The sequence below is a fragment of the Caballeronia sp. 11_S32 genome (assembly GCF_056930355.1).
Window position 1 is genome coordinate 725,539 of record NZ_JBXOWH010000003.1, and the last position, 11,661, is coordinate 737,199.

Here is an 11,661-nt window from a genome sequence, read left to right on the forward strand (position 1 = left end):
ATGCTTGTGAATCATTTTTTGGGTGCGGATTCAGGTCCGCTAGACGTGAAGGGGTTTGAGTCAATGGAGTTCGGGAACGGGAGCCAAGTGTTCTCGCACGCAAAGCGCATAAGGCTGGGGATAGCGGATGATCATCCCCTCGTCATCCTCGCGATCGAGAGGCTTGCGGGGAATTTTCCCAATGTCGAGGTGGTGAGTCGAAGCGCGAATTCGACGCAACTTGAGGAGTCGCTCGCGAGGGACGAGTGCGACGTCGCGATCATCGATTTCTTCATGCCGGGCGGGCGCTACGGCGACGGCATCGAGTTGATCCAGCATCTGGCAACCCATTATCCCCATGTCCGCATCGTCGTCCTGACCCGCAGCGGCGACGCGTTACTCGTCAAGCAGGCGTTGGAAGCGGGAGCGCACGCGTTTCTCAGCAAAGAGGACCGTCTCGATCTGATCTACGTGGCCATTGTCTCGGTGATCGCGAACGAGACCTACCTCGGGCCTGCAATACGGCGCACGCTGGCACTCGCGGACGCCGAAAGTCACGTGCGGTTCATTCGCCAGAGACTCACGAGCCGCGAACTCGACGTCATCGAGCGCTTTGCACGAGGCGCAAACGTCACGGAGATCGCAAAGGGGCTGCAGCGTAGCGTGAAAACAATCAGCGCGCAAAAGTGCGCCGCCATGCGAAAGCTGGATCTGTCGACCGATGCCGACTTGTACCGATTCATCGCGGATAGCGGCCTGATCTAGATGTCATAAAAAGCCCGGCGCGGGGACAGCGCTCAGTCGACCTGCGACTGAAGCGTCGGGGAAATCTCAACAAAACACATAAGAAGAATGAGAATAAAAACGCCGTTACGAGCGATCGTCGCGGACGACCATCCAGTCGTCGTCAAAGGAGTTAAAAGCTTTCTGGAGCGCGACGGGTCCATGCGAGTCGTCGCGACAGCGCGGAATACATTGGAACTCGCCGAGGCGGTCGATGCCACGCCGTGCGATTTCGTCTTTTCGGACATCGGCATGCGCGGCATCGATGGCGAGAGCAGTTCGATCGCATTTCTAAAGCGCCTGTCCTGGCAGGAGCGCCGGCCAAAAGTCATCGTGCTCACGATGATCTCTCAGACGCGCATGCTCGCCGGTCTCGTCCAACTCGGCGTGGAAGGCGTGATCGACAAGCGCGACGGGCTCGAATACCTGAGCAACGCGATATCCGTGGCTGAAGCGGGCGGCTGCTTTCTTTCGCCGTCAGTCGAGGAGGCGGTCAGTCATCTGCCCGCTACCTCGCCCGCCCGCGCTGGCGTGCTGAGCCCGCGCGAATGGGAAGTGTTCCAGCTCTATGCCAGGGGTCTTCTCGTTCAGGAGATTGCGGATCACTTCGGGCGCAGTCGCAAGACGATCGCCACGCAAAAGCGCAGCGGGATGCGCAAGCTGGGACTCGAAAGCGAATCGGAGCTGGTTGCTTATCTGCAGCAGGTCGGATTGATCTGAACCAGCGTGGCCCGTTAGCCCTGCCTAATTTCAGAGCAATTTGGGAGCGCTCCGATTCGATTCCGAAGCGTTGCGGATCAGACTCAACACATTTGCTCGACAGGCAAGCATGAAGCGCAGGACGTCCAGCCGTCACGAGCGGTAATTCGGCGTCCTCGCGGCCTTGCTTAGCCGGCGATGCAACTGTCGTTGCAAGCGTCGGCCCGCATCCGAGGGCTTCGAATTGAGATCACTGTTCGCGCGTTGGCTGATTCTTCTATGCCTGATCGCGCCACCGCTCAGCCAGGCGGCCGAGCCGGACATTCACTCCGGCGCTCCGCATTCAACCGCTAACGTCCACGCCGATACGAACGACGCAGCAGCCGCATTCAAGCTCGATGAATCGGAGCGCAGTTACCTGCGCACGTTGAAGCCGATCGTGGTAGGCGTGCTCCGCGCGTCCGGCGATGCCTCGCTGGAGCCGCCGGAAGTGGCGTTTGCGAGAATCGAGAGGTCGCTCGGTGTCACGTTCGTACCCAAGCGCTTCAACGATTGGGCGAGGGCGGCTGCGGCGTTTCAGCGTGGCGAGATCGACATGATCGTGGCCCCGAGCGCGCCGGGACGACTGAATTACGATATGCACGCCGAACTCCAGCCGCTCGATCTGCTGATCCGGCGGGCGGTCGCGCAAGCGGGGGAGGCTCGGTCGCCCGTTACTCCAGCCTGGAACGTCACTCCGTTGCGCCTGCTGCCGGTGCTCATCGGCATTGCCGCTGTGTTGTTCGTGACGATTCGTGCATTTATACGATTGCAACAGGAGATGACGCGTCGAATGGAGACGGAGCAGCGCCTTGGCACTCAGCTCAGTTTTCAGCAGACGATGATGGAAGTGGTGCCGTACCCGCTCGTCGCAAAGGACATGGAAAACCGTTATATCGCGGTGAACCGTGCTTTCGAGGACGCGCTCGGCGTTCGACGCGACGACATTCTTGGCCATACGAGTCTCGAAGTGGCGGCGTGGGGCGTGGAGCGCAGCCGCGTGCTCCACGACCTGGCAAGCGCGACCCTGAGCACCGGCGAGCGGCAGGAGGTCGAAGCGGAATTCCTCGACAACCAGAATCGCTCGCGCCACGGCCTTTTCTGGACGGGCGCGTTCACGGCGTCGAATGGCGAGCGGGCGGGCGTGGTCGGCACGATGATCGACATCACCGATATTCGCGATGCCGAAACTCGCGCGCGACAGACCGAGCGCCGCCTTCACGACGTCACGCGCTCGCTGCCGGCGGTCGTGTTCCAGCTGCGCCGCGCGAACGACGGCACATACAGTCTTCCCTATATCGATGGCGATACTCGACAGTTGCTCGGTCTGGATGTAGTCGCGCTGGCTGACCATCCGATTCATGCACTGACGCACGTCCACGCCGAGGACAGCCCTCGTCTGCTCGTGGAGATCGAGACGTCGGCGCGCACGCTCGAGCCGTTGCATACGGAGTTCCGCTCGACCATCGAAGGCGTGACTCGCTGGATTCGTGCGGATCTCGTCGCGCACCGCGAACACGACGGCGCCGTGGTTTGGAGCGGCTACTGGGCCGACGCCAGCGTGGAGCATGCCCGCGCGGAAGAGCTTGCCCGTGCGCGCGATACCGCCGAGGCCGCGTCGCGTGCGAAAGACAACTTCCTGGCAATGATGAGCCACGAAATCCGCACGCCGATGAACGGCGTCCTGGGGCTCGTCGAAGTGCTCGAGAACACGCCGCTCAATCCCGATCAATCGCAGATGCTCGGCATGATTCAGGACTCCGCGGGCGCGCTTCTGCAGATTCTCGATGATCTCCTCGACTATTCGAAGATCGAAGCCGGCCGGTTGGCGATCGAGAATACATCGATCGAGCTTCGCGAACTCGTGGATAGCGCCGTCGGCCTGCTCGCCGGACGCGCGCATGAAAAGGGCCTGCGCGTGCGCGTCGACGTGGCGCCGGAAGTGGCGGCGATCGTCAGAGGCGACAGCGTGCGCCTCAGGCAGATTCTCTTCAACCTGATGAGCAACGCGATCAAGTTCACAATCAAGGGCGAGGTCATGCTGCATGTGCGCGCGGTCGAGCAACGCAAGTCGGTGCAGGTGATCGAACTGTGCGTGGAGGATACCGGCATCGGCATCGCGCCCGAGGCTCAGCAGAGTTTGTTCGAGCCGTTCGTGCAAGCGGAGACGTCGACGACGCGCCGCTTCGGCGGCACGGGGCTCGGGTTGACGATCTGCAATCGCCTGGTCGAATTGATGGGCGGCTCGATGAGTCTCAGGAGCGCGATCGGCGTCGGAACGGCCATGACCGTGCGCCTGACGATGCCCGTCGAGACATTCCACTATCAGATCGAGGGGCTGCGAGGCAAGCGAGGCATCGTCGCAATCGACGACGACCGTGTGGCGGCGGCGCTCATGCACTATGGCGAAGCGCTTGGTCTCGAATTACAGCGCTTTGCGCCCGACGAACTTACGCAGTCGGCGCCAGAAATGCTGGAGGATATCGACATCGTCTTCCTGAGCGATGCGCACAAGCGCGCCTTGCCGGCGGGCTCGTGTGTGATCCATCTGACCGAGAAGCCCAAGCCGACCGGATACCGCATTCTGGAAGACGACATCCGCGTGAGCGTCAATCCGATCTCATGGCACGGACTCATGGCGGCGTGCGTTGCTGCACTGACCGGCATGCCGCAGATCGCATCGGGCGTCGCGCTGCCGCACGAGACGAAGATGGCGGCGCCGGACCGCGAAGACGCGCTGCGCAGCGGCAATCTCGTGCTCGTGGCGGAAGATCATCCGGTCAACCAGGAGCTGATCCGTCATCAGCTTTCGCTGCTCGGATTCGCCTGCGACGTCGTGCACGATGGCGCCGAGGCGCTCGCGGCGCTCGCGGATACACGATACGGCTTCCTGATCACCGACTGCCACATGCCGCACGTCACCGGGTACGAGCTCGCCCGCCGTATACGGGCCGACGAAGCCGGCACGGCGCGTCGTCTGCCGATTCTCGGCATCACGGCCAGCACCGCCCCCGACGAGTTGCGCAAGTGCCGCGAGGCGGGCATGGACGACTGTCTCGTGAAACCCACCCGGCTAGCCATGTTGCGCGAGCATCTGAACCGCTGGTGGGTGGACGCTAACGCGGTATCCGATCTCGACGCGCATTCGCAGCAAGTCATCGCCGCGCAGCCACGCGACGATGATGAACTCGATCTGAACGCCATGGCGCAACTGTGGGGCAACGAAGCCACCGTGAAGGCGCTGCTGGATGCGTTCGTATCGTCGTTTCGCGAGGATCTCGTGGCGCTTAGGCGTTTGCTCGATCGCGGCACCGTCGATGATCTGCGGGAATGGCATCATCGTGTCGTCGGAGCCGCGAGCGTGTTGCAGTATCGACCGCTGCTCACCGTGCTTGAGCAGTTCCGACGCGACCTGCATGTCAAGACCCGGGAAGCGCGCCGCCGCGAAGGGCTTGCGCTGATCGAGCGCTGCGAGCGGCTTGTCGAGCGCATCGACGCGCAAGGCGCCACGCTTGTTTGATTAACGCGGCGCGGCCGCGTTTATTCGGGCAATACTGCGAGGTTCGCGTCGACGAGCTCGCGTTCACGGAAATAGGCCAGCGCGAAATCCACGAAGGAGCGCGTCTTGGCCGAGACGTGTCGGCGTCCGGGGTACACGATCGACACTTCCTTGTCGGCGTCCTTCAGCGTATATCCCGGCAGCAAGCGCACCAGTGATCCGGAATCGATGTCCTGCGCCACGTAGCTCAGCGGCAGCACCGCGATTCCCATTCCGGAAAGAACCGCCTGCCGCAGCATGTGCGAGCTGTTCACGCTGTATGCGGGATCGAGGGCGACACTTTCCAGCACGCCAGAAGGCCCGATGAAGGACCACGTCGATCCGTGTATGTCCGCGGACGGCGCGAGAAATTCATGTGCTGTCAGGGAGGCGGGGCGAGCCGGCGTGCCGCGCCGCGAGACATACGAGGGCGATGCGACGAGCACCGGCTCGACCCTGACCAGCGGTCGGTTGATCAGCATGCCGCTGTTGACGAGATGCGGCACGACGATGCCGACGTCGAAGCCTTCCGCGACGAGATCGACCGGACGATGCAGCAGCGTGAGGCGCAGCTTCACGTTCGGATAGCGAGTGCGAAACGCGCACAGCATCGGCGTGAGTCCGAGCAATGAAAACGACGCCGATGCCACGAGCTTGAGCGTGCCCGACGGATCCACCGAACTGTTCACCACCGATGCTTCGATGGTCTCGACTTGCTCGATGACCGCGCGGCAGCCTTCGGCATAGGCGCGTCCGGCTTCAGTCAGTGAGACGCTGCGCGTCGTCCGGTTCAATAGGCGCGTGTTGAGATGCGCCTCCAGCAACGAGACGTATCGCGTCACCACGGCGTTGGAGAGATCGAGCGCGGCGGCGGCACGGCCGAACGAGCCGGTTTCCGCCACCTTCAGGAAGACGCGCATCGCCTGGAGTTGATTCATGGATAGAGCGATGTGAGAAGCGCTCGTTGAACGCTCCGTGTATACGAATCGGCGCGAGCGGCTGGAGCGCCGTCTCGCGTGCGCGATCTTAGAACGCGAGACGGCGCTCAGGAATAAGAGCGTTCTGATCCAGGGCGGATGTCTCAATGTGACCACTGTCGCATGCGCGCAACTCTAGTGTTTCGACTCGGTTGGCCAGCGTGAACAAGGTGCTCTGTAAGTCCACGCTGGCTAAGCGTTTACGCATATTGAAATTCCATTTTTTGAATTATTCGAAAAGGTTTTTGTGGTTTCCTTTTCCGTTTCTCAAAAAGACCGGGCCATAAACTTCGACATGCCGAATATCGGTGCCGAGCCAAGCGAGCAAAGAGGAAAGTCTGCGCTTGACGGACGTTCGGCCTGAAGCAACCCATCGAGTCTGATGACTCTAAAAGGAATACGCATGAAAAAGAATCTGATCGTAACGGCCATCGCAGCTTTGGCCGCATCGTTCGCAACCGCTGCGAGCGCACAGAGCAGCGTCACGCTGTATGGCTTGGTCGACGCAGGCCTGACGTACGTCAACAACGTACAGAACCATACCGGTGACGGTGAGAAGGCAAGCTCGTGGGGCGTGACGGGCGGCAACGTAAACATGAGCCGTTGGGGCCTGCGCGGTGCTGAAGACCTCGGCGGCGGCATGAAGACGATCTTCACGTTGGAGAACGGCTTCAACGTGGCAAACGGCCAGTCGCTGACCGGTTCGGGCTTTGGTCGCCAGGCTTTCGTCGGTCTCTCGACCGCTGGCGGCACCGTGACCCTCGGCCGTCAGACCGATTCCGTGACCGATTACCTCGGCCCGCTGAGCGCCACCGGCACGTGGGGCGGCCGCGCGTTCGCACACCCGGGTGATATCGACAACCTCGACGGCAACGATTTCCGTATCAACAACTCGATCAAGTTCCAGAGCGCCAACTACGCCGGCTTCTCGTTCAGCGGTCTGTATGGCTTCTCGAATGCGGCAGGCAGCTTCGCAGCTAACCGCGCATACAGCATCGGCGCAGGTTACACGAACGCTGGCCTGAAACTCGGCGCCGCATACATGCAAGGCAACGGCGTCGGCAGCAACAACGTTGGCGCGATCACGGACTTCGCGTACACCGGCATCAACGACAACGTCCTCACGGACGTCCGTCAGCGTACGTTCGGTGCAGGCGCGAGCTACGCGGTCGGCGCTGCAACGTTCGGCGCACTGTGGACGCAGACCCGTCTGGACCGTAACACGGTCGGCGGTTCGCTCATCACCAACAACTACGAAGTCAATGGTCGTTACGCTATGACGCCGGCTCTGTCGCTGGGTGCTGCGTACACGTTCACGAACGCGAAGGTCAGCGGCAACGATACGCCGCGCGTCCGCTACCACCAGTTCGGCCTGCAGGCTGACTACGCTCTGTCGAAGCGCACGGACTTCTACGCTGAAGGCGTTGTGCAAATCGCCAGCGGCGGCGCGGAAGGTGAATACCCGGTTGCTGGCATCAACGGCGCGGGCGACGTGTCGTCGAGCAGCCGTCAGGTCCTCCTGACGACGGGTATCCGTCACCGCTTCTAAAGCGGCCTGAGCAGTACCAGGCTGTCGTAGCTAGCTAGAAAAGGGCGCCGCAAGGCGCCCTTTTCGCATTGGCGCTCGACTTTGGCGAAGCAAAATGCGGCCCGCATTCCGATGCTCTACCATGGCGATGCGGCCGTCGCCTCGAAGAGCGCTGTCCGCCAAACAGGAGAGCAACGATGATCTCGACATGCAGACCACATGTCCGCTGGATGACTGTTCTGACGCTCACGCTTCTCGCATCGGTGGCAGCGCACGCCGATACCGTCGCGCTGAAGGCGAACCTCCAGCCTTCGAGCGAAGTGCCGCCGCGCGTGAGCAAGGGCCACGGCACACTCGACGCGACCTTCGACACCGACACCAAAATCTTCAGCTGGACCGCCTCCTACGATGAGTTGTCCGGCCCGGTAACGATGGCTCATTTCCATGGTCCCGCGCCGGTCGGTCAGAACGGGAAGGTGCAACTGCCTGTCGACAAGAAAGCGCTCGCGAGCCCGATCAAAGGACAAGCGACGCTGACCGATCAGCAGGTGACCGACCTCATGGCAGGGCAGTGGTATTTCAACATCCACACGCAGGAGAATCCGACCGGCGAAATACGCGGTCAGGTGATGCCGGCGAATTGAGACGGGCGACGAGATCGATCGGCGATGAGCTGGCAAAGTGCTCTGGCGTGCTGGGCCGTGCGCAAGCGCGTGCGTCCGCACTCCGCGAAGCCCGAACTCGATGTCGCGTTGGCGCGCGCCTATACGTCTCGCCGTATCTGGTCGCCGGGCGTGCCGAGAGGCTGGCGACTCGATGTACTCGATTCGGGTGACGAATGGCTCGCGCCCGACACCGCGCCGCGCGCGACCATCCTCTATCTTCATGGCGGCGGCTATTACTTCTGTTCGCCGCGCAGTCATCGGGCGATCACGTTCGGGCTGGCCACTCGAGCGCACGCGCGCGTTTTCTCGCTCGACTACCGTCTGGCGCCGGAACATCGGTTTCCGGCGGCGCTGGAGGATAGCGTCGCGGCATACCGGCGGCTTCTCGAGAACGGCGTACCCGCGCAATCGATCGTCATCGCGGGCGATTCATCCGGCGGCGGCCTCGCGCTCGCGACGCTTCTCGCATTACGCGACGCCGGCGATCCGCTGCCCGCCGCCGCAGTCCTGTTCTCGCCATGGAGCGATCTGACCTGCAGCGGCGACTCGATGCGAACCAACGACGGCCGCGATCCGATGTATCACGCGTCGGTATTTCCTCGCGTGGCCGCGCAGTACCTCGGCGCAGCGGATGCGCGCAATCCGGGCGCGTCGCCGCTATTCGGCAAGTTCGAAGGCTTGCCGCCGCTTCTGATCCAGGTCGGCGACACGGAACTGCTGCTCGACGATTCGACTCGCGTGGCGACGAAGGCGCGCGCGGCGGGCGTTCGCGTCGAACTGGAGATCTGGCGCAACGTGCCGCACATCTTCCAGGTCTGGGCGCCGTTCATGCCCGAAGCGCGCCAGGCGCTCGCGCGCGCCGCGGCGTTCGTCGAAGTGTCGACATCCGCGGCGCGGACTCACCTTCCGCCCATCACCTCGATCGTCTGATAAGCGCGCTCAACCGCCGACGCGCCATAGCGCCGTTCGAGCCTGCGCACGGTGAAATGGCCGTGCGCCATCTGCTGAAAGTGATCGATGAACACCGTGTTGACCATCGCGCCGAGCACCGCGCCGATCGCGGGAATCGACTTCGCGGCCACTTGCTCGCTGACCTGCACCGAGAACCGCGAAGCGATGGTCTGCAAGAACTTGAGCAGCGCCGCCGATCCATGACTGCCCAGCCCTTTCGCGGCAATGTCGTGGGTTGCGCGCGAAACCGACTGCGCGAGCGCGCCGCGCACGATGAAGTAGCCGAGATCGGCGTTGTCGTCGCTGGCATTGGTGCCGCCCATGCCGAGCACCATCATGCATTGCAACTGCGTCTCCACGCGATGCACGTCCTCGCCCTCGCTGCGTGCGATGTCGCAGATCGAGCGGAACATCAGTGTCGTCGTGACGGGCAATTCCACCGGCAACGCGAAAAGTCCGAACGCGCCGCCCGCCGCGCCGGTCGTCGCGACGGCGAGCTTGTGCATCAGGTTGTGCGGCTTGTCGGGCGGCGGCGCGAGCAGCGAATCAGAAGGCGCGCTCTTGCCGAGCGTGCGCAGCGCGACCTGGAGGCATTTCTTCAGCGCGAGTTGCGTCGCCTCGTCGACTTTCTCTTGAGCTGCGGCCGGCATGCGGTTCATCAGCTTCTCGATGGGCGCGCCGACGACGCTCGCGAGCTTCATCGTCAGTGACGGACTCTCCAGCGCTTCCTTCGCGCGGGCGAGGGCCGCGAAATCTTCGGTTGTGAGCGGCGAGGTGATGATCGGCGTCGGTTCCATGCGATGTTTTCAGTCCGGGAAAAGGGTGAGTTGCCACGCAGATTAGAGTGTGCGACCGTGCTATGATTCCATTTCCGTTGACTAGTCAATCATTGCGCTTACAAAAGATGGCCGTTCACACAGCCGCGCACCATTCCAGCGGACAGGTTCTGCCTTTCCGCGAATCCCTCATGGCGATGCTGGGCGTCTCGTTCGTGACGATGCTCGTCGCGCTCGATCAGACCGTGGTTGGCACCGCTCTGCCGACGATCGTCGCCGAACTCAAGGGCTTCGACCTCTACGCCTGGGTCGCCACTTCGTATCTTCTGACTTCGGTTATCACCGTGCCGATTTTCGGGCGGCTCGGCGATTACTACGGACGCAAGCCATTCGTGATCGCGTCGATCGTCGTGTTCACGGTCGCCTCCGTGCTGTGCGGGCTCGCCAACAGCATGATGTTCCTCGTGCTCGCGCGCGGGTTGCAGGGCATTGGCGGCGGGATGCTCGTCGGCACCGCGTTCGCGTGCATCGCCGACCTCTTTCCGGATAACGTCGTGCGCCTGCGCTGGCAAGTGCTGATGAGCTCCGCGTTCGGCATCGCCAATGCGGTCGGGCCGTCGCTCGGGGGCTTTCTCACGCAATACTACGGCTGGCGCTCGGTGTTCTACGTCAACTTGCCGGTGGGCATCGTCTCGCTCTTCTTCGTCTGGCGCTTTCTGCCGCACCTGCGCCATGTCGCGCACGAAGGCAAGATGCGTCTCGACTGGCCCGGCGCCGCGCTGATCGCTGTCGCGCTCGGGGCGCTGCAATTGTTCGTCGAAATGCTGCCGAAGCACGGCGTCAGCGTCGAAAACGCCGCGCTGCTCGCGATGAGCGTCGCCGCCGGCTTCGCGCTGTGGAAGTGGGAAAAGCGCTGCGATTACGCGATCCTGCCCGTCGACATGTTCCGCAACAAGGCGCTCGCCGCGCTCTTCACGCTGGCGATTCGCGGCGGCTTCACGATGTTCTCGCTGCTCTTCTACGCGCCGCTGCTGTTCCAGGGCGGCTTCGGCATGTCGCCGAAGGACGCGGGCATGATGATCACGCCGCTCGTCGTGTTCATCACGATCGGGAGTATCGTGAACGGGCGTATCGTGACGCGGTTGAAGAATGCCAATCTGATGCTGTATGTCGGCTTCGCGCTGCTCGCGGTGTCGTGCCTGGGCGTCGTCGTCGCCACGCACAACATGCCGCGCGCGCTGCTGCTCGTGGTCATGCTGCTCGGCGGACTCGGCCTCGGCTTCGTCATGCCGAACCTCACCGTGTTCGCGCAGCAGACGGCGGGACGCGCGCATCTGGGCATCGCGACCGCGTTGCTGCAATCGCTGCGCATGATCGGCGGGATGATCGGCACGGCGCTCACCGGCACGCTCGTGAGCCACCTGTACGCGAGCGGCGTGAATCTGGCGCTCGAAAAGGATCACGCAATGCATTGGTCCGGCGATCTCTCCGATCCGCAAATCCTCATCAACCGTGAAGGACAGCAGGCGCTGCTCTCGCAACTGACGGCCGCGGGCCACGACGGTGCGATGCTGCTCGAAGCGGCGCGCGAGGCGCTCGTCGCCGCGATTCATATCGGCCTTGCGCTGGCGGCGTTGGTCGCGGTGGTGTCGTTGTGGCAGTCGCGCCGTGTGCCGCCCGTGCGGCTCAAAGGACCGCAAGAGCCGGTCGTCCTCGCCGAATGATT

Annotated in this window: 9 protein-coding genes; 7 read left to right on the forward strand and 2 right to left on the reverse strand. The window is 62.9% G+C overall.

Annotation, left to right across the window (positions count from 1 at the left end; translation table 11 throughout):
• The first annotated feature begins 87 nt into the window (after nt 1-87).
• The 3 genes from AC1Z32_RS15055 (at nt 88) to AC1Z32_RS15065 (ending at nt 5,020) form a co-directional block, all read left to right on the forward strand.
• Entirely contained in the window at nt 88-744 is a 657-nt protein-coding gene (locus AC1Z32_RS15055) for a response regulator (protein ID WP_483479396.1), read from the forward strand.
• An 87-nt stretch (nt 745-831) separates the two neighbouring features.
• Entirely contained in the window at nt 832-1,482 is a 651-nt protein-coding gene (locus AC1Z32_RS15060) for a response regulator (RefSeq protein WP_483479397.1), read from the forward strand.
• Between the two features lie 223 nt (nt 1,483-1,705).
• Nucleotides 1,706-5,020 (forward strand): ATP-binding protein, encoded by a 3,315-nt coding sequence (locus AC1Z32_RS15065; protein WP_483479398.1) that lies wholly within the window; start codon nt 1,706-1,708, stop codon nt 5,018-5,020.
• Nucleotides 5,021-5,040: 20 nt separating this feature from the next.
• On the opposite strand, the gene AC1Z32_RS15070 is transcribed toward AC1Z32_RS15065, so the two are convergent.
• On the reverse strand, nt 5,041-5,976 hold the full coding sequence (locus AC1Z32_RS15070) for a LysR family transcriptional regulator (protein WP_483479399.1): 936 nt from the start codon (nt 5,974-5,976) through the stop codon (nt 5,041-5,043).
• Nucleotides 5,977-6,418: 442 nt separating this feature from the next.
• Between AC1Z32_RS15070 and AC1Z32_RS15075 the strand changes: the two genes are divergently transcribed.
• The 3 genes from AC1Z32_RS15075 to AC1Z32_RS15085 all read left to right on the forward strand — a co-directional run bounded on the left by AC1Z32_RS15075 (nt 6,419) and on the right by AC1Z32_RS15085 (nt 9,138).
• Nucleotides 6,419-7,564: a porin gene (locus AC1Z32_RS15075; protein ID WP_483479400.1), complete on the forward strand. Its 1,146-nt coding sequence runs from the start codon at nt 6,419-6,421 to the stop codon at nt 7,562-7,564.
• A 209-nt stretch (nt 7,565-7,773) separates the two neighbouring features.
• On the forward strand, nt 7,774-8,187 hold the full coding sequence (locus AC1Z32_RS15080) for a CHRD domain-containing protein (RefSeq protein WP_483479401.1): 414 nt from the start codon (nt 7,774-7,776) through the stop codon (nt 8,185-8,187).
• A gap of 24 nt (nt 8,188-8,211) precedes the next feature.
• Nucleotides 8,212-9,138: an alpha/beta hydrolase gene (locus AC1Z32_RS15085; RefSeq protein WP_483479402.1), complete on the forward strand. Its 927-nt coding sequence runs from the start codon at nt 8,212-8,214 to the stop codon at nt 9,136-9,138.
• On the opposite strand, the gene AC1Z32_RS15090 is transcribed toward AC1Z32_RS15085, so the two are convergent.
• The gene (locus AC1Z32_RS15090; protein WP_483479403.1) at nt 9,108-9,956 is read right to left on the reverse strand and encodes an EcsC family protein; all 849 of its coding nucleotides are present in this window, start codon (nt 9,954-9,956) and stop codon (nt 9,108-9,110) included. The two genes, AC1Z32_RS15085 and AC1Z32_RS15090, sit on opposite strands and share 31 nt — an antisense overlap.
• 107 nt (nt 9,957-10,063) lie before the next feature.
• Between AC1Z32_RS15090 and AC1Z32_RS15095 the strand changes: the two genes are divergently transcribed.
• Nucleotides 10,064-11,659: an MFS transporter gene (locus tag AC1Z32_RS15095; RefSeq protein ID WP_483479404.1), complete on the forward strand. Its 1,596-nt coding sequence runs from the start codon at nt 10,064-10,066 to the stop codon at nt 11,657-11,659.
• The last annotated feature ends 2 nt before the right edge of the window (nt 11,660-11,661 follow it).

Coding starts and splice junctions, on each gene's coding strand:
- AC1Z32_RS15060 (WP_483479397.1), top strand. CDS start 832: ATGAGAATAAAAACGCCGTTACGAGCGATCGTCGCGGACGACCATCCA.
- AC1Z32_RS15070 (WP_483479399.1), bottom strand. CDS start 5,976: ATGAATCAACTCCAGGCGATGCGCGTCTTCCTGAAGGTGGCGGAAACC.
- AC1Z32_RS15075 (WP_483479400.1), top strand. CDS start 6,419: ATGAAAAAGAATCTGATCGTAACGGCCATCGCAGCTTTGGCCGCATCG.
- AC1Z32_RS15080 (WP_483479401.1), top strand. CDS start 7,774: ATGACTGTTCTGACGCTCACGCTTCTCGCATCGGTGGCAGCGCACGCC.
- AC1Z32_RS15085 (WP_483479402.1), top strand. CDS start 8,212: ATGAGCTGGCAAAGTGCTCTGGCGTGCTGGGCCGTGCGCAAGCGCGTG.
- AC1Z32_RS15090 (WP_483479403.1), bottom strand. CDS start 9,956: ATGGAACCGACGCCGATCATCACCTCGCCGCTCACAACCGAAGATTTC.
- AC1Z32_RS15095 (WP_483479404.1), top strand. CDS start 10,064: ATGGCCGTTCACACAGCCGCGCACCATTCCAGCGGACAGGTTCTGCCT.